The 16826-nt window shown below is 74.1% G+C and carries 16 protein-coding genes and 2 pseudogenes; 5 read left to right on the forward strand and 13 right to left on the reverse strand.

Going from position 1 to position 16826, the window contains the following annotated elements; genetic code table 11:
• Window positions 1-74: 74 nt before the first annotated feature.
• A pseudogene (locus tag ACTT8P_RS18730) lies at window positions 75-290 on the reverse strand (hypothetical protein); the annotation flags it as partial.
• Window positions 291-467: 177 nt separating this feature from the next.
• Here ACTT8P_RS18730 and ACTT8P_RS18735 point away from each other — a divergent pair.
• Window positions 468-908: an ATP-binding protein gene (locus ACTT8P_RS18735; RefSeq protein WP_442832798.1), complete on the forward strand. Its 441-nt coding sequence runs from the start codon at window positions 468-470 to the stop codon at window positions 906-908.
• Window positions 909-914: 6 nt separating this feature from the next.
• Here the strand turns inward: ACTT8P_RS18735 and ACTT8P_RS18740 are convergent, their stop codons facing one another.
• Window positions 915-1274 (reverse strand): STAS domain-containing protein, encoded by a 360-nt coding sequence (locus ACTT8P_RS18740; RefSeq protein ID WP_442832799.1) that lies wholly within the window; start codon window positions 1272-1274, stop codon window positions 915-917.
• 378 nt (window positions 1275-1652) lie between these two features.
• On the opposite strand from ACTT8P_RS18740, the gene ACTT8P_RS18745 reads away from it, so the two are divergent.
• Window positions 1653-5615, forward strand: a complete 3963-nt coding sequence (locus ACTT8P_RS18745; RefSeq protein ID WP_442832838.1) for a SpoIIE family protein phosphatase — start codon at window positions 1653-1655, stop codon at window positions 5613-5615.
• On the forward strand, window positions 5615-5914 hold the full coding sequence (locus tag ACTT8P_RS18750; protein ID WP_442832800.1) for an STAS domain-containing protein: 300 nt from the start codon (window positions 5615-5617) through the stop codon (window positions 5912-5914). The genes ACTT8P_RS18745 and ACTT8P_RS18750 overlap by 1 nt, the downstream gene beginning before the upstream one ends.
• Here ACTT8P_RS18750 and ACTT8P_RS18755 read toward each other — a convergent pair.
• Window positions 5911-7098, reverse strand: coding sequence for a PP2C family protein-serine/threonine phosphatase (locus ACTT8P_RS18755; protein ID WP_442832801.1), 1188 nt, complete (start codon window positions 7096-7098; stop codon window positions 5911-5913). The two genes, ACTT8P_RS18750 and ACTT8P_RS18755, sit on opposite strands and share 4 nt — an antisense overlap.
• Window positions 7099-7559: 461 nt before the next feature.
• Between ACTT8P_RS18755 and ACTT8P_RS18760 the strand changes: the two genes are divergently transcribed.
• Both ACTT8P_RS18760 and ACTT8P_RS18765 read left to right on the forward strand, forming a co-directional pair.
• On the forward strand, window positions 7560-7835 hold the full coding sequence (locus ACTT8P_RS18760) for a hypothetical protein (protein WP_442832802.1): 276 nt from the start codon (window positions 7560-7562) through the stop codon (window positions 7833-7835).
• Window positions 7790-8089, forward strand: coding sequence for an SDR family oxidoreductase (locus ACTT8P_RS18765; protein WP_442832803.1), 300 nt, complete (start codon window positions 7790-7792; stop codon window positions 8087-8089). Before ACTT8P_RS18760 ends, ACTT8P_RS18765 begins: the two co-directional genes overlap by 46 nt.
• On the opposite strand, the gene ACTT8P_RS18770 is transcribed toward ACTT8P_RS18765, so the two are convergent.
• From ACTT8P_RS18770 to ACTT8P_RS18815, 10 genes and pseudogenes are all read right to left on the reverse strand, one after another.
• A complete protein-coding gene (locus tag ACTT8P_RS18770; protein ID WP_442832804.1) occupies window positions 8079-8258 on the reverse strand; it encodes a hypothetical protein in 180 nt (59 codons plus the stop codon). The genes ACTT8P_RS18765 and ACTT8P_RS18770 overlap by 11 nt on opposite strands.
• 121 nt (window positions 8259-8379) lie before the next feature.
• Window positions 8380-8475 (reverse strand): annotated as a pseudogene (locus ACTT8P_RS18775) (NAD(P)H-dependent flavin oxidoreductase); the annotation flags it as partial.
• 114 nt (window positions 8476-8589) lie between these two features.
• On the reverse strand, window positions 8590-9351 hold the full coding sequence (locus tag ACTT8P_RS18780; protein WP_442832805.1) for an ABC transporter ATP-binding protein: 762 nt from the start codon (window positions 9349-9351) through the stop codon (window positions 8590-8592).
• Between the two features lie 4 nt (window positions 9352-9355).
• Complete coding sequence (locus ACTT8P_RS18785; RefSeq protein WP_442832806.1) at window positions 9356-9634, reverse strand: thiamine pyrophosphate-dependent enzyme; 279 nt, start codon at window positions 9632-9634, stop codon at window positions 9356-9358.
• Window positions 9631-10131, reverse strand: coding sequence for an ABC transporter permease (locus tag ACTT8P_RS18790; RefSeq protein ID WP_442832807.1), 501 nt, complete (start codon window positions 10129-10131; stop codon window positions 9631-9633). The genes ACTT8P_RS18785 and ACTT8P_RS18790 overlap by 4 nt, the downstream gene beginning before the upstream one ends.
• A complete protein-coding gene (locus tag ACTT8P_RS18795; RefSeq protein WP_442832808.1) occupies window positions 10128-10997 on the reverse strand; it encodes an ABC transporter substrate-binding protein in 870 nt (289 codons plus the stop codon). The genes ACTT8P_RS18790 and ACTT8P_RS18795 overlap by 4 nt, the downstream gene beginning before the upstream one ends.
• A 200-nt stretch (window positions 10998-11197) precedes the next feature.
• The gene (locus tag ACTT8P_RS18800; RefSeq protein ID WP_442832809.1) at window positions 11198-11896 is read right to left on the reverse strand and encodes a hypothetical protein; all 699 of its coding nucleotides are present in this window, start codon (window positions 11894-11896) and stop codon (window positions 11198-11200) included.
• Window positions 11897-12107: 211 nt separating this feature from the next.
• Window positions 12108-13427, reverse strand: coding sequence for a sulfite oxidase (locus tag ACTT8P_RS18805; protein ID WP_442832810.1), 1320 nt, complete (start codon window positions 13425-13427; stop codon window positions 12108-12110).
• A complete protein-coding gene (locus tag ACTT8P_RS18810) occupies window positions 13414-15393 on the reverse strand; it encodes an FAD/NAD(P)-binding protein (protein WP_442832811.1) in 1980 nt (659 codons plus the stop codon). Before ACTT8P_RS18810 ends, ACTT8P_RS18805 begins: the two co-directional genes overlap by 14 nt.
• A complete protein-coding gene (locus ACTT8P_RS18815; protein WP_442832812.1) occupies window positions 15390-16439 on the reverse strand; it encodes an amino acid ABC transporter permease in 1050 nt (349 codons plus the stop codon). The genes ACTT8P_RS18810 and ACTT8P_RS18815 overlap by 4 nt, the downstream gene beginning before the upstream one ends.
• Window positions 16440-16826 lie beyond the last annotated feature (387 nt).

Here is a 16826-nt window from a genome sequence, read left to right on the forward strand (position 1 = left end):
CCGGCGGACGCGCGGGCACAGCGGATCGACCGGCCCGGCGGCCGGCCGGGTCCGGCACAGGTGCCTCCCGCGGCTCAGATCGGGGGCGTCGCACCGCCCCGCATCGCCTCCCACACCCGCGAGGGGGTCAGCGGCATGTCGGCGTGCCGGACGCCGAACGGCGCCAGGGCGTCCACCACCGCGTTGACGACGGCGGGCGGCGAACCGACGGTCGCCGACTCGCCGACCCCCTTGGCGCCGATGGGATGGTGCGGGGACGGCGTGACCGTGCCTCGCCCGGTTTCCCACCCGGCGTCGGGGCGTCGTGTGGGCACCATTGGGCGGCTGCGCGGCGCGCGGTGTCAACGGTTGGTCGGCCGTCCGCTTAATTCGTCCACGGCGGGAACTATCGTGGGGGCGACAAATGTTCTGGTCGCGCGGGAAGCGGTGTCCCGCGCTCCACGGGGGAGTCGGACGGCGGTGGCGGAATGGGTGAGGTCGGACCGGACGGGGCGGTCGGCGAGCAGCGGGTGTCCGGGGACGGCGGGCGGAAACTGTCGGTGACCTTCGACCCCGGCACGTTCCGGGTCGCGGACGCGCGGCGCCTGGCGGTGCGGTACCTGGCCGCGTCGCGGGGCGAGCCGTGGCCGGAACGCGTCGTGCAGGCCACCCAGCTGGTGGTCAGCGAACTGGTCACCAACGCGGTCAAATACGGCTCGGGGCCGGTACGGCTGTCCCTGGCCGTCGCCGACGGGGTGATGTCGGTGACCGTGCGGGACGGCGAGACGACCCTGCCGACGCCGCGGCCGGCCGACCCCGGCCGGGTGGGACAGCACGGCCTGGAGATCGTCGCGGCGCTCAGCCAGGACCTCGACGTGCGGCGCGAGCCCACCGGCAAACGGATCACCGCCCGCATCGCGCTGCGCTGAAGGGTTTCACCGCCGCAGGGCGGAGATCGCCGCCTCGGTGCTGGGGTGGAAGGTGAAGATCTGGTCCAGTCCGATGATGCCGAAGACCCGCATCTGGTCCGGGCTGACCGCGGCCAGACCGAGCGGGGCGCCGGTGGTCAGGGACCGCTGGTAGGCGGTGACGAGCACGGTGACGCCGGTGGAGTCGCAGTACGTGAGACCGGCCAGGTCGACCACCACCCCGCGGTCGTCGAAGGGGGCCGCCGCGACGGCCTCGGTCAGCAGCGGGGCGCTGTGGTGGTCCAGCTCCCCCTTCACCTCCAGGACGAAGGGCCCCTCGGGAGTGTGCCGCTGGGTGACGGTCAAGAGCTGTTCGGGTTCGGTCACCGGTTCTCCTGGATGAGGCGGGGCTGACCGGGCTTATCCTACGAAGCCATCGGTCCGCGCGGGCCGGACCGGTCCGCGCGGCACCGGTCGCGGGACGAGGGCGTCCGGCTGTTCGACCCCCCGGGGGCACGCGGGACGGCCGGCGGGACCGTACGCGCGGGCGCGCGCAGGGCGAGCGAAGGGGTTGCGGTGGCGGGGTCGCCGGACGAGGAGCACGAGGAGGTCGCGGCGGCCGGGGCGGACGTGTTCGCCGCCGACCGGGAGATCGGCCCGGACCTGGCCCGGGTGGACTGGACGGCGACCGGGCTGGGCCCGCCCGGCCGGTGGCCGCAGAGCCTGCGGACGGCGGTCAGCATCCTGCTGTCCTCGCGGTTCTCGATGTGGCTGGCGTGGGGCCCCGACCTCACGTTCTTCTGCAACTCCGCCTACCGCCGCGACACCCTGGGCCGCAAGTACCCCTGGGCGCTGGGCCGGCCCGCCCGCGAGGTGTGGGCGGAGATCTGGGACGACATCGGTCCGCGCATCGACACCGTCATCACCACCGGACGGGCCACCTGGGACGAGGCGCTGCTGCTGTTCCTGGAGCGGTCCGGATACACCGAGGAGAGCTACCACACCTTCTCCTACAGCCCGCTGCGCGACGACCACGGCGCCGTGGTCGGCATGCTGTGCGTGGTCAGCGAGGACACCGGGCAGGTCATCGGCGAACGCCGGCTGGCCACCCTGCGCGACCTCGGCTCCGACCCCAGCGTGGTCCGCACCGAACAGGAGGTACGGGCCTTCGCCGACCGGCAGTTGAGCCGCAACCCGCACGATCTCCCCTTCACGCTGACCTACCTCTTCGAGCCCGACGGCGCCGCCCGGTTGGCCGGCGCCACCAGGATCCCCGCCGGACACCCCGCCGCCCCCGCCGTACTGCCGGCCGACGCCACCGGCCCGCCGTGGCCGGTGCGACGGCTGGCGGGCGGCGAGAGCGTCCTGGTCCCGCTCGACGGCGCCCCGTTCCCCGGCCTGCCGTCCGGCGACCGGCCGCGGCCGCCCCGGCAGGCGCTGGCCGTACCGCTGCGCCGGCAGGGCCGGGCGCCCTACGGTTTCCTGGTGGCCGGCCTGAACCGCTACCGCGCCCTGGACGAGGGCTACCGCGGCTTCGTCGAACTGGTCGCCGGCCACCTCGCCTCGGGCATCGCCGGCGCCCGCGGCTACCAGACCCAGCAGCGCCGGGCCGAGGAACTCGCCGAGCTGGACCGGGCCAAGACCGCCTTCTTCTCCAACATCAGCCACGAGTTCCGCACCCCCCTCACCCTGATCATGGGACCGGTGGCGGAACTGCGGGCCCGGCTCGCCGACGCCGACCCCGCGCTCCGCGAGGAACTGGAGGTCGTCCACCGCAACGGACTGCGGCTGGGCCGGCTGGTCAACTCGCTGCTGGACTTCTCCCGCATCGAGGCCGGCCGGATGCGGGCCCGCTACGAACCGGTCGACCTGGCCGCGGTCACCGCCGAACTGGCCGGCGTGTTCCGCTCCGCCGTCGACCGGGCCGGCCTGCGCCTCGCCGTCGAGTGCCCGCCGCTGGCCCGGCCGGTGCACCTGGACCGCGGCATGTGGGAAAAGGTGGTCTTCAACCTCCTCGGCAACGCGCTGAAGTTCACCTTCGAGGGCACCGTCCGGGTCGCCGTGCGCGCCGAGGACACCCACGCGGTCGTCGTGGTCGCCGACACCGGCATCGGCGTACCGGCCGCCGAACTGCCCCGGCTGTTCGAACGATTTCACCGGATCGAGAACGCCCGCGCCCGCTCCCACGAGGGCAGCGGCATCGGCCTGGCCCTGGTCCGGGAACTGGTCGGCCTGCACGGCGGCACCATCACCGCCGACAGCACCGAGGGCGAGGGCACCGCCTTCACCGTCCGGCTGCCCTTCGGCACCGGCCATCTGCCGCCCGAGGCCCTGGTGCCGGCCGGGCGCCGCACCAGCACCGGCGCGGCGGCCGAGCCGTACCTCCAGGAGGCCCCCACCGCCTTCCCGGCCGAAACACGGGACACCGCCGGTACGGAGCACCGCACCGGTCACCTCAGCGGCCCCGCCGCCCCCGCCCGGGTGCTCGTCGCCGACGACAACGCCGACATGCGCGCCTACCTCACCCGCATCCTGCGCGGCTCCGGGTACGCCGTCGACACCGCCGGTGACGGCCGCTCGGCGCTGCGCGCGGCCCGCGCCGGCACCCCGGACCTGGTGATCAGCGACGTCATGATGCCGGGCCTGGACGGCCTGCAACTGGTCGCGGCGCTGCGCACCGACCCGCGGACCGCCGCCGTACCCGTCCTGCTGCTGTCCGCCCGGGCCGGCCAGGAGGCGTCCATCGAGGGACTGCGGGCCGGCGCCGACGACTACCTGGTCAAGCCGTTCGCCGCGGCCGAACTGCTGGCCCGGGTCCGGACCGGCGTCGAACTGGCCCGGCTGCGCGGCCACCAGGCCCGCTGGCGCGCCGCACTGGTCGACTCCCTCCAGGAGGCGTTCTTCGTCTGCGACGAGGACGGCGCCGTCGTGGAGATCAACGCGGCGTTCACCGACACCCTCGGCTACGGACCCGAGGGGCTGCCGTACCGCCCCGCCCACCCCTGGTGGCCGCCGGCCGACGCCGACCCGGAAACCCACCGCCGGCTCGAAGCGGCCTGCACCCGGCTGCTCGACGAGCCCAGGGGCTCCTGCACCGTCCCCGTCGTCCGCCGCGACGGCCGCCGGGTCTGGGTGACCGCCACCTTCAGCCGGGCCCACGACCCCGACACCGGGCGCCGGGTCACCGTCGGCACCTTCCGCGACGTCACCGCCGAGCGCCACGCCGTCCGGCGCGAGGGCGCCCAGACCGCCCTGGGCCTGCGGCTGGGCCGGGCCACCAGCCTGTCCGAGGCGCTGACCGGCACCCTGACCGAACTGCGGCAGCTCTGGCACGCCCGGCACGTCACGGCCGTCGTCGCCCGCCCCGGCGCGGCACCGTCCCTGACCACCACCGACGACGGCCCGCGCTGGACGGACCTGCCGGAGGCGCGGCGCCGGACCCTGACCGCCTGGCTCGGCCTGCCCCCGCTCACCCCCGTGGCGGACGACACCGGCGCCGGCATCGCGCTCGGCCACCCCGAGGGACCGATGGCGCTGTGGATCGACCTCGGCGACCGGCGGCCCTTCACCGGCGAGGACCAGCTGCTGCTGTCCCTGCTGGCCGGACAGCTCGCCCAGGGACTGGTACGCGCCCACGACCTCGACCAGCAGCGCGAGACCGCCCTGGCGCTGCAACGCGCCATCCTCGGCCCCTCCGACCTGCCCAGCGGCTTCGCCGTCCGCTACGAGCCCGCCACCCGTCCGCTGGAGGTGGGCGGCGACTGGTACGACACCGTCCGGCTGCCGAACGGACGCATCGGTATCGTCGTCGGCGACTGCGTGGGACGCGGACTGAAGGCCGCGACCGTCATGGGACAGTTGCGCAGTGCCTGCCGGGCGCTGCTGCTCCAGGACACCGGCCCGGCCCGCACCCTGATGGCCCTGGACCACTTCGCGGCCGGCGTCACCGGCGCGATGTGCACCACGGTCTTCTGCGGCGTCCTCGACCCGGAGACCGGCCGGCTCACCTACGCCAGCGCCGGCCACCCGCCGGGCATCCTCAGCTGCCCCGACGGCACCACCCACCTCCTCGACGACGGGCGCTCCCTGCCGCTGGCCGTGCGCCCCGGCAGGCCCCGCCCCGAGAGCAGTTGCACCGTGCCCGCCCGCGCCACCCTCCTGCTGTACACCGACGGACTGGTGGAACGCCGCCGGCGTTCCCTCACCGACGGCATCGAGCGGGCGAGCCGGGCCGTCCAGGACGGGTGGGACACGGCCGTGGACGACCTCGCCACCGAGGTGATGACCCGGCTGGCACCGGCCGACGGCTACGACGACGACGTCGCGCTCCTGCTCTACCGGCACCCCGCCCCGCTCGACCTGGCCTTCCCCGGCGAGTCCGCCCAGCTCGCGCGGGTCCGGGGGGCGCTGCGCGGCTGGCTGGCCCGCTGCGAACTGCCGCCGCACACCGTCCAGGACGTCCTGGTGGCGGCCGGCGAGGCATGTGCCAACGCCGTGGAGCACGGCCACCGGGACACTCCGGGAGACACCGTCCGGCTGCGGGCGGAGGCCCGGGGCGGCGCGCTGCGGGTGACCGTCGCCGACACCGGCCGCTGGCGCACCCCCAGACCCGAGCTCCATCCCCACCGGGGGCGCGGCGTCGCCCTGATGCGCGCCCTGATGCAGCACGTCACCATCACCTCCGGTGCCACCGGCACCACCGTGGACATGCGAACGAGGATCGCCTGATGACCACCCCGCTCACCATCGCCTCCGGCCGGCGCCCCGACGGCGCCACGGTCCTCACCGTGGTCGGCGAGATCGACCTGAGCAACCACGACTCCCTCGGCACGGCCATCGAGGCCGCCGACGACCCGGTGCTCGTCGACCTCACCGGCGTCGAATACCTCGACAGCGCCGGCCTGAGCGTGCTCTTCCGGCACAGCGAACGCATCGAAGTCGTCGCCACCCCTCTGCTGGCACCGGTGCTCGACGTCTCCGGCCTGGCCGAACTGACCACCGTCCACCAGACCGGTCCCGCCGACTAGGCCGGCGTGAGCCGCCCGCGCGGGCTGCGGTCGCCGTACCAGTCCAGACACAGCACGGTCGCGTCGTCCCGCAGCCGGCCCGCGCAGGCGTCCTGGACGGCGCCGACCAGGACCCGGACCGCCTCCCTCGGGTGCAGGTCCCGGGACTCATGGACCAGGCCGGACAGGTCCACCCCGGACGCGCCGCGCTCCTGCATGCCGTCGGTGAGCAGGACCAGCCGGTCACCGGGCCGCAGTCGCAGCTCCTGGACCTGGTGCGGCACGGGGGAGGCGACCCCGAAGGGCAGGTTCGCGGTGAGCATCAGCTCCCGCACGGTGCCGTCGCGCAGCAGCAGCGGGCGCGGATGGCCGGCGTTGACCAGCTCGACGGCGCCGGTGCTGAGCTGGACACACAGCAACTGGCCGGTGGCCAGACCCCGGTTGTGCTGGAGCAGCGCGTCGTGCGCCCGTCTCGCCTGCTCCCCGACGTTGCACTTGGTGCGCCGGGCTCCGCGCAGCGCGCCCAGCAGCAGGGTGGCCAGCAACGCCGAATCGGTGTCGTGGCCCATCGCGTCGGTGATGGACAGGTGCAGTACGTCCCGGTCCATTGCGAAGTCGTAGGTGTCGCCGCCGATGTCGTCGGCCGGCACCAGGCCGCCCGCGATGGCGAACTGCGCGGCCTCGCAGGCCGACGCGGACGGCAGCAACTGGTGCTGGATCTCGGCGGCCAGACTGGTCGGTGTGGTACGCCGGCCCCAGTGGTACAGGTCGGTGAAGCGCCGGTCGGTGACGATGATGTATGCCAGCGCGTGTGCCGCCTGGTCGACCTTGCGCAGCACCGACGGGTCGTCGTGCGGCAGGGTCACCTCCAGGACGCCCACGCAGTCGCCGCGGTTGGTGACCGGTGAGATCACCCGGTGGCTTCCGCCGCCGTCCGGTTCGACGTGCCGGCGCTGCGAGCGCAGCACCTTCTCGTAGACGCTGTCGCGCAGCGCGATGTGTGGCGCCCGGTGCTCGTCGCGCACGCCGTCCGCGGTGGTGAGCCGCACCAGTTCTTCCTCGATCAGGTCCACGAAGAGGAACGAGACGCTGGCCGCCGCGAACCGCTTCTGGAGATTGCGCGCCACGACATCGACCGATTCCACCGGTGAGGCGTCCTCGGCGTCGGCGAGCAGGTCTCCCAGCTCCAAGGTGTTGCCGTCCACGGCCCTCTCCCTCCGCGGTCATGGGTGTGCTGCCGTTGAGGATGGTTCATCTGCCCTCTCCCGGCCCGCACATGCCCGCAGGGCCCCGCACCTCGAACACGGTCGTTCAAGTGTGCGGAGCCGGTGGCGCCTGAGGGTGACGGTCGGATTCACACCATTGGTGTAAGGGGAACGCGGGTACACGTGAGGCAGGTCAGCCGAGCGAGAGGTGACTCATGCTCTTCACGCTGTGCACCGCGGGGCCGCTGCTGCTCGCCCTTCTTCTGGTCCATCACGACACCGACCGGCACGTGCCGCGCCACAAACGCCACGGCCCGCCGGTCCGTTGACCCCGGCGGCCGGCCCTCCGCCCCCGCCTCGTCCACGTCAGCCGCACGTGCCCCGTGGATATCCGAGGTTGCGGTCCGGTTGCGAGCCGCCGGCGGCGGGTTGCCCGCCCCGGCGCCGCGCGTTCTCCAGGCATGGAAACCCCCTACGCGGCACTGAACGGCGCCTACTGGCTGGACGACGACCTCGCCCCCTGCCCGGACTGCGCCCGCCTGCTGGACGCCCCGCCGGCCCCCGACGCCGGACGCGCCCGCGGCGCCGGTCACCGGCCCGGCATCGTCGCCGAGGCCATCGGCGCGGACGGCGGCACGACGAGCTTCCGCGCCAGGTCAACGGGGCGGACAGCGCGCGGGTCAAGGCGGTGGTGGCGGCCGCCGTCGACACCTCGGGCCGGCTCGACGTCGCGGTGAACAACGCCGCCCTCACCCCGGACGACAAGCCCACCGCCGAGTTCGACGAGGACTACTGGAACCGGCTGATCCCGGTCGATCTCAAGGCACCCGCTGTGCCTGAAGCGGGAGCCTCGTCGACGCGGGTCAGCCTCCTCGGCCGGTTCGGGCAGCCCCGCGAGGTCGCCCCGGCCGGCCTGTGGCTCGCCTCCGACCAGTCGTCGTACGTGACGGGTTCCGTCGTCCACGTGGAAGCCGGCCACATCAGCCGCTGACCGGCCCCGCATCCTTTTCCGGCCCCGCATCTTCTTCCGGCCCCGGCCCGGCCGGAGCCGGAAGGGGCAGGCGGCTGAGGGCGCGGCGGTACTCGGCGACGATCCGCTCGACCACCTCGGCGGCCGGCAGCACCGCGTCGACCAGCCCCGCGGACTGGCCCGCCTCCACCTTCCCCTCCCGCACCCGGCCGTACAGGGCGGCGTCCTTGAGGCTGGCGCTGGAACTCCTCGCGCCGCACCGCCGGATCGGCGGCGGACTCCTCCAGGCGCCGCATCCGGGCGGTGAAGTCGTTCTCCAGAGCCCGGATGAGACCGAGGCCGTGGCCGACGGTACGGGTGTCCTCGACGCCGGCGGCGACCACCGCGGCCTTGTAGGCGGCGTGCACGCCGGCCTCCTCGGTGGCGAGGAACCGGGTGCCGAACTGGGCGGCGCCGTCGTCCTGCTGCTGGCCGGCGTCAAGGCGAGCGACCTGCGCGAACAGCGGCCCTCCTGAAGCTCCCTAGGGCCGGCCGTCGGTCCGGCGCACCGCCCGGCCCACGGTCGCGCGCAGCGACACGAAGCCGGGCAGCGCGCGGGTGGTGATCTGGTCCCGGCGCTCGGGCAGCCCGACCGGCAGGTCGAGGACCACGTGGGCGGCGGGGCCCGGGGACAGGACGACGACGCGGTCGCCGACGTAGACGCTCTCGTCGATGTCGTGGGTGACGAACACGGTGGTGGTGCCGTCCGTGCGGTGCGCCTCGCGCAGCAGGTCCTCCAGGTCCTCCCGGGTCTGCGCGTCCAGCGAGCCGAACGGCTCGTCCATCAGCAGCAGCGAGGGGCGGCAAACCAGCGCGCGGGCGATCGCGACGCGCTGCTGCATACCGCCGGAGAGCTGCCAGGGGTGCCGGCGGGCGGTGCCGGTGAGCCCGACCCGCTCCAGGATGCGGTCGGCCGCCGCCCGCCGCTCGGCGCGCCGCAGGCCCCGGCGGCGCAGCGGCAGCGCGACGTTGTCGCGGACGGTGAGCCACGGGTACAGCGACCGGCCGTAGTCCTGGAAGACGACCGCCAGCCGGTCGGGGACGCCGTTCACCGGGGTGCCGTCCACCGTGACCGTGCCCTCGCGCGCCGGGAGCAGACCGGCGATCGTGCGCAGCAGGGTCGACTTGCCGCAGCCGGAGGGGCCCACGACGCACAGGAGCTGCCCGTCGGGGACGGTGAGGGTGAGGTCCCGCAGGACCGGGTGGTCGCCGTAGCGCTGGCCCACCGCGTCCAGCCGCAGCATCCGCTCACCCGCCTTTGGAGTCGTAGAGCGTGTCCTCGGCCCCGGTCACACAAAGGTGGAGGAGACGCGGTCCCCCCGGGCCGTCCTCGCCCAGCACCCGGTCCAGGGTGGCCGGCAGGTCCGCGGGCCGGTGCACGGACGTGGCCGGGCAGCCGAAGGACTCGGCCAGCCCCACGAAGTCGATCCCGGCCAGCTCGGTGCCGGGCACCGGGGTGACGCCGATCCGGCGGCCCAGGGCCCGGACGGCGGCGTAACCGCCGTTGTCGAGGACGACGAAGGTCACCGGCGCCCGGTGCCGGGCCGCGGTCCACAGGGCCTGCACCGAGTACATGCGAGCGGGTCGGTCTCGCCCAGCCCGTAGACGGTGTTGAACAGCACCGGCCACACCGACGCGTACGCCACCAGCGCGACCTCCGTTCCGAGGCCCGAGCCCAGCAGCAGGGACACCAGCGGGATCAGCGCCACCGACGGCAGCGGGCGCAGGAACTCGATGACGGCGCGGACCGCGGCCTCCACCACCGGCACGCTGCCCAGCAGCAGTCCCAGGGGCACGGCGACGGCACAGGCCAGAGCGAGGCCGAGCGCCCATGCCCGCAGGGTCGCGGCGACCTCGCCGAGGAAGACCGGGTCGACCGCCAGTTCCGCGACCCGGACCAGGACGTCGGAGGCGGGCGGCAGATAACTGCGCCGGACGACGCCCGCCCGGCCGACGGCCTCGCACACCCCGAGCGCGAGCAGCACCCCGAGCGCGCCGAGGCCCCACTCCTGACGGCGACTCACGTGACCAGGAGGGACGCCGGGTCGAGGGGTTTCTTCAGCAGCCCCTGGTCGGTCATCAGCCGCACCAGACGGCCGAGCTGGGCCGCGTCGGTGGCGGTCGGGTAGGCGGGCGGCCCGATCGACCCGGCCTGCGCGGCGGTCACCCGGGTGTACTCGGGCAGTGTCCCGCGCACCGCCGACGGGTCCCGTGCCGCGAGCTTCGAGGCCGCGGTGACGGCTTGCCGGAACGCGGCCGCCGCCCCGGGACGCTCCCCCGCGAACCGGGCGGTCGTGACGTAGCCGCTGATGGGCAGGGACCGTACGGGAGCCGAGCCGCCGTCCAGCAGCACCCGCGCCCGCAACTCCCCCTGGATCGCGCTGTCGAAGGGCTCGACCGCGTGCACGGCCTGCACCTGCCCCTTCTCCAGCGCCGGACCCATCTGCGGGAAGGCGATCTGCCAGTAGACCGGCCGGTCCACGCCTCGCTGGTCCAGGATCGCGTTGAGGGTGAGCGACTGGATGTTGTTGAGGATGTTCACGGCGACCGTGCTGCCCGCGAGGTCGGCCGGTTCTCTGATGCTTGAGTCACCGGGCACCAGCACGTCCATCATGTGCGGTGCGAGCCGGACGCCCTCGGCCAGTATCCGAAGGTCCAGGGTGCCCTTCTCGTGGGCCTGGAGGAACGTGACGTAGTTCGCGCCCGCGATCACGTCGACCTGGCCCTTGGCGAGGGCCGGCAGCGCCTGGATGCTCTGCTGCACCGGCTGGACGCGGACGTCCCGCCCCTCCTTCTCGAACAGCCCGCGGTCCTGGGCGAGATGGAGCGCCGCGGTGTCCGTCAGGGGGAGGGCGGCGACGGTGACCCGTTCCGGCCGGAGCCGGAGCAATCGGAGTCGCCGTCGCCGCCGCAGGCCGCGAGAAGCAGGGTGAGGACGGTGGCCAGGAGGATCACCGGATGGCCTGTCATCGCCCGTTTCCGGGTTGCTTTACGCAATCGACGTAACGCCATGCGTGCATCACTACCAGGAAATTGACATGATCACCACGGAACGGTGGATTGTGTTACCGCTGCGGGCAGCGGCAACCGTTACTCGGCCTTCTCGGCGGGCGCCTCGTCCGCCGGTGCCGCGGCCTGGGCCGCCTCGGACACGGTGTAGAAGACCGAGGAGCCCTGCTTGGTGCGCTGCACCTGGTCCCTGGCCACCAGGTTCTCCAGGGTGTTGCGCACGACCGTGGTCTTGGCCGGCCGGTCGGCGTGCGCCTCGCTCAGCGCGGTGGCCACCTCGGCGGCGGACCGCGGCTCCTTCTGCTCGGCCAGCACTCCGAGGATCAGCTCACCCAGCGTCGGCGCGGCCGGCTTCTTCGCCGCGGCCTTGGGCGCGCTCTTGGGCGCGGCCTTGGCCGTGGACTTGGTGGCCGGCTTGGCCGCGGCCTTGCCCGCCGCCGGGGCCTTCTTCTCCGCCTTGCCCTGCTGCGGGGCGGACTTCTTCGCCCGGGTGCGCTTGCCCTCGGTGCCCGCGGCGGGCGCCGGCTTCTTGCGCGGCGCGGGCACGGCCGCGGTGTCGGGCGCGGCCGGCTCCTCGAGCGGGGCCCGCGTCGAACCCAGTGCCTGCTGGATGTTGACCAGCACACTGTGGTCGCGCTGCAACCCCGCGAGCTGCTCCTGGAGCGCGGTGATCTCCCCGCTGAGGCGCTCCTGCTCCTTGGTGTTGCGCTCCAGGTCGCCGGTCACCTGCGCGGCGTACTGCGAGGCGAGTTCGGTGGCGGTGGACGCTGTCTCCGACATGGTCGGTCACTCTCCTTGGTGCTGACGGTCGTAGTGGTCGGCGGGCACCAGCCGGGTGCCGGCGGACGATGTGCCGCCCGGCCGGCCGCGCTCGACGGCTGCGCGTGCCTTGACTGCTGCGCATGCCCTGAAGTGGAGATACTACGTACAAGTGGTGCCACTTGTTCCTCTCGGGTCGTTTTCCGCTCGGACGACGGTGACTGACACACCATCAGGCGACGGTCACCGGATGCCGTACGACCGCGTCGAACAGATAGCCCTGGGTGTTGTGGACGGTGGTGTCGGGCTGGCTGCGACCGGCGCCGTCGGTGGCCCTGGCCAGCAGCGTGCAGGCCCCCGGCGCCGGCGGTCGCCACCGCGCCGACCAGCGCGTCCAGTCGCCGCGGCGGGGTGTGTCGTGCAACTGGGCCGGACGCCAGTTCGTACCGCCGTCGGTACTGACGTCGACCCGGACGACACCGGCCGCCCCGGACCAGGAACGCCCGGTGAGCCGGTGTTCGGTGTCCGGCGCGAGCTGAGCGTTCCAGTCCAGTTCCCAGGCGCTTTTGATCGTCTGCCGGGTCAGTGGCGCGCTGCCGCCCTCGGGGTGCGCGTCGCCGAACAGCCGGTAGAAGTCGGTGTTCCAGGGTGAGTACAGCGGCTGGGCGGACACCTGGATGTCGCCCACCCACTTGATGGAGGCGATGCCGATCCACGAGGGCACCAGCACCCGCACCGGGTGCCCGTGGTCGGGCGGCAGCGGTTCACCGTTCATCTCGTAGGCGAGCAGTACGTCGTCCAGTGCCTTGGCCAGCGGCAGCGGGCGCCGCACCCGGCCCAGGCCGGTGCCGTCGGCGGTGACGTAGTCGGCGTCCAGGCCCCGGGGCAGCACGTCGACGGCGGCCGGGCCGAGGCCCGCCCGGCGCAGTACGTCGGCGAGCCGGGCGCCGCGCCAGCGGGCGGTGCCGATCGCGCCGAGGGTCCAGGCGGTGCCGCTGACGGTCTGGCCCTGCTGGGTGGTGAAGAGGCTGCGGCCGTTGCCCGCGCACTCCACGAACGCGGTGCGGGTGACGGCCGGCAGCCGTTTGAGGTCGTCGAGGGTGAACACGGCGGAGCGGCCGTGGGTGAGTCCGTCACCCCACACGGTGAGCGTCCAGTCGGCGGCGTCCAGGACCGGGGTGGCGGTGTGGTTGCGGACGAAGAAGCGCTCGCTCGGGGTGTGGTGGCCGGTTTCGGCGAGGGCGGCGAACCGGGTCTCGGCGTTGGTGCCGCGGACGGTGAACCACGCCTCGGGCAGGGGTTTGACGATGCCGGTCGTGGCAGTGGCAGTGGCAGTGGCAGTGGCAGTGGTGGCGGTGGCGGTGGCCGCGGCGGCGGTCGGCGCGAGGGCGGTCGGGACGGTCCCCGCGGCGCCGGCCGCCGCGAGCAGCCGGAGCACGGTGCGCCGGGAGACCCCCTCGGCGCGGGCCTGTCCGGCCAGCCACTGGCGCAGTCTGCGGCGGTCGTAGGCGGCCTCGGCGGTGTGCGGAGGAAGCGCTTCAGGAGTGTGCATGGGGCTGCCTTTCCTGGTGGTCGTGGGCTTCGGCCGGCGCCGGACGCAACGTCCGCAGCAGGGCCCGGGCCACGGCGTCGTTCTGCCGGAAGGCCGGGGCGTCGGTGCGGGGCCGGGCGAAGGCGGCGACGGCGCGGCTGTTGGTGGGCGCGCCGAGCGCGATCCGGCGCGGGTGCGGACCGCCGAGCAGCGGGTCGACGAGGTGGGCGGTGGCGGGGGAGACGGTGAGCAGCCCGGAGCGATGGGTGTCGGTGGCGTCGGTGACCACCTCCTCGGCGAGCTCACCGGCCCGGTACAGGCGTCGCAGCAGGGGGTCCTCGGTGCGGTCGAGCGCGTGCCGGGGCAGATACGCCTCGATCAGGGCGGTGGCGCGCACGGTGTGGCCGGGCACCGTGGGGCTGGTGGCGGTGAAGGTGCCGGTGGCCTCGTCGGTGCCGATCCTGAGGTCGGCGCCGGTGAACCGGACGATCCCGACCCGGGACAGGGCGTGCAGCTGGCGCAGCCGGAACCCGGGCGGGCCGGAGGCCAGGAAGCTGAAGAAGCCCTGCCACCAGCCGTCCACCCCCTCGGCCACCGAGCGGGCCGTCAGCCGTCCCGAGGCGACCAGCCGGGGCAGCTGCCCGTAGACGGAGAGCAGGGCGAGGAACGCGCCCAGATCCGCGCTGTGCGCCGGGTCCTCGCGGCGGGCCACGTCCCGGGCGAGGTAATCGCGCAGGTGTTCCTGGAAGGCGTCCGGGGTGGTGAAGCTGACGCCGGTCAGTGGCCGGTCCAGGGCCTCGAAGTCGAGCCGGTCGGCCGGGTCGGGGACCGACGCGGCGACCAGCGCGGCCAGTTCACCGGAGTACCAGTCGAACCGGTCGTAGGCGGCGCGGAACTCGGACCAGGGGCGGGTGGTGCGCTCCGGATGGGCGTGGAACAGCTCGTGGTAGTGGCCGAACCCGATCTCCTTGGTCATCAGCGGCCACACATCGCGCCGCAGGTCCAGCGGGCGGTCGGCCGCGAGCAGCGCGTCGACCGCGGCCGGGCCGAAGTGGCGGGGCAGCGGCGGGCGGGGGCCCTGGAGCCGGTAGCCGGTCTTGGCGTGGTAGGGCACCCCGCGCCGCGATCCGACGTGCAGCACCGGCTCGCGGCCGGACGGCAGATAGGTGAGGGTGCCGTCCGGCTCGGTGCGGTAGGTGCCGCCGCGGCCCTCGGTGAGCAGGACCGCCAGGTCCACGAAGGCCAGCCCGAAGCCGCGCAGGACGACGTGTTCGCCGGGCCGCAGTCCGGACAGGTCGGCGTCGGCGGAGAAGGCGGGCGGCAGGTGGAAGCGGCCGTGGCGGCGGGCGAAGGCGGCCGGCGCGCGGTGTTCGGCGGCCGGTGCCGCGGTGCCCAGGTGGCCCTGGGCCAGGACCACCAGGTCGGCGGTGAGCGGGGTGTCGCGGTCGGCCAGGAACACCCGCTGCGGGCCGTCCGGGGAGCCGGAGACGCCGGTGGCGGTGGTGCGGTGCCAGGTGACGGTCACGGACGGCGGCAGCGCGGCCAGCGCCGCGCGGAACACCCAGTCCAGATAGGCGCTCTGGGCGCGTCGGGTGGGGAAGTCGGTGGGCGCGAGCGCGCGGAGTTCGGCGCGCACCTCCGGGTCGGCGGGTTCGGCGTGGGGCGGGTACCGGGGGTCCGGCCCGGAGAACTGGGCGGCCCACTGGGCCAGCGAAGGGCCCGGCCGTACCGGACCGTCGATGACGGAGGACTCGTCGGTGAACATCGTGACGTCCCCGGCCATGGAGTTCATCCGCAGCAGCGGTGACTGCTCGTGCCGCCAGACCCGGCCCGGACCGGGCGGGTGCGGATCGATGAGGTGGATGCGCAACTCCGCGGAGGGCGGCCACAGTTCGCCCGCGTTGGCGGCCAGCCGCTCCAGCAGCCCGGTGGCCCGCGGACCGGCGCCGACGACGGCGAGTACGGCCGGGTCGGCGCTCTCGCTCACTGGTCACCGCCGGTCGCGGGCCGGGCGTCGGCGGCCGTCGCGGCGGTCAGATGGGCGCGGACGGCGGCCAGCCGCAGCCGCAGCCGCCGCAGCGGAGTGGGCGGCAGGGCACGGGAGCTGCCGCGCGCGTAGTGCCGTTCCACGTAGAACTGGCCGACGCCGAGCACGGTGGTGACCGCGATGTACCACAGGGTGGCCACCATCAGCAGCGGGATCACCTGGTAGGTCTGGTTGTAGACCAGCTGCACCGAGTACAGCAGGTCGTGCACGGCCAGCACACTGACGATGCTGGTGCCCTTCAGGGTGCCGATCAGCATGTTGCCGGCGGTCGGCACGATGGACCGCATCGCCTGCGGGATCACGATCCGGCGCAGTGTGCGGCGCCGGCTCAGCCCGAGCGCCTGGGCGGCCTCGGTCTGTCCGGCGTCCACCGACAGGATGCCGCCGCGCACCACCTCGGCGGCGTACGCGGACTCGTGCAGGGTCAGGCCGACGACCGCGGTGAGGGTGGGGCCGAACAGGTTGACCGTCTTCACGGTGACGAACTCCGGTCCGAACGGGATGCCGAGCCCGAGGGTCGGGTACAGGGCGCCGATGTTGAACCAGAACAGCAACTGCACCAGCAGCGGTGTGGACCGGAAGATCCATACGAAACCCCAGCTGAGCGTCCGCAGCACCGGGTTGGCCGACAGCCGCAGCACGGCCAGCAGGGTGCCCAGCAGGAAACCGAGCGCCATCACCGCGGCCGTCAGCCACAGGGTGAGCAGCAGCCCGTCCAGGACGGCGCCGGTGGTGAAGTACCCGCCGACCACCGCCCATTGGAAGGCGTCATTGCGCACGACGGAGTTGAGCACCATCGCGAGGACGAGCAGCGCCGCGGCCGCGGCCACCCAGCGGCCGGGGTGCCGGCGCGGCACGATGCGGGGCAGTCCGGCGTCCGCCGGCTCCGGTGTGCCCGGCGGATCGGTGGTGACGGCGGAGGGGGCGGAGGGGGCGGAGGGGGCGGAGGGGGTGGAAGGGGTGGTGACGTCGGAAGGTGTGGCCATCGGGGGCTCTCCGGGGGAGGGATGCGCAGGCATGGGCGACCACCCGGCCGGGTGCGGCCGGGAGGCCGGCGTCATCACGCGTGCCACGTCCCTCAACGCGGCCGGCGGACACCGCACGAGGCGGAGCCGATCCGCGTCGATCGTAGGTGCCCCTGGCACGGGCGTGTCAACAGGACGCCCGCGGACGCCGGTCGGTGCCCCGGTGGCCGGACCAACGGGGGAGTCGCGCGGCCGGTACCGGTATCCGGTCCTCGCTTGACGAGCCGAGTGATGTCCTGCTCAATTAGTCGCATGACTGCCCAGCAGCGCTTGGTCTCGCGTGGCCACATCGACTTCGGTCGGGTGTGGTCCGCGGCGTGTTGCGCCTGACTCGGCAGCGGGCTGTCT

The sequence above is a fragment of the Streptomyces sp. JW3 genome, from assembly GCF_052216785.1.
GTDB lineage: Bacteria > Actinomycetota > Actinomycetes > Streptomycetales > Streptomycetaceae > Streptomyces.

Bases quoted from the DNA above. Each gene is read 5' to 3' on its own strand.
- ACTT8P_RS18735 (WP_442832798.1), top strand. From the start codon at position 468: ATGGGTGAGGTCGGACCGGACGGGGCGGTCGGCGAGCAGCGGGTGTCC.
- ACTT8P_RS18745 (WP_442832838.1), top strand. From the start codon at position 1,653: ATGTGGCTGGCGTGGGGCCCCGACCTCACGTTCTTCTGCAACTCCGCC.
- ACTT8P_RS18750 (WP_442832800.1), top strand. From the start codon at position 5,615: ATGACCACCCCGCTCACCATCGCCTCCGGCCGGCGCCCCGACGGCGCC.
- ACTT8P_RS18760 (WP_442832802.1), top strand. From the start codon at position 7,560: ATGGAAACCCCCTACGCGGCACTGAACGGCGCCTACTGGCTGGACGAC.
- ACTT8P_RS18780 (WP_442832805.1), bottom strand. From the start codon at position 9,351: ATGCTGCGGCTGGACGCGGTGGGCCAGCGCTACGGCGACCACCCGGTC.
- ACTT8P_RS18800 (WP_442832809.1), bottom strand. From the start codon at position 11,896: ATGTCGGAGACAGCGTCCACCGCCACCGAACTCGCCTCGCAGTACGCC.
- ACTT8P_RS18805 (WP_442832810.1), bottom strand. From the start codon at position 13,427: ATGCACACTCCTGAAGCGCTTCCTCCGCACACCGCCGAGGCCGCCTAC.
- ACTT8P_RS18815 (WP_442832812.1), bottom strand. From the start codon at position 16,439: ATGGCCACACCTTCCGACGTCACCACCCCTTCCACCCCCTCCGCCCCC.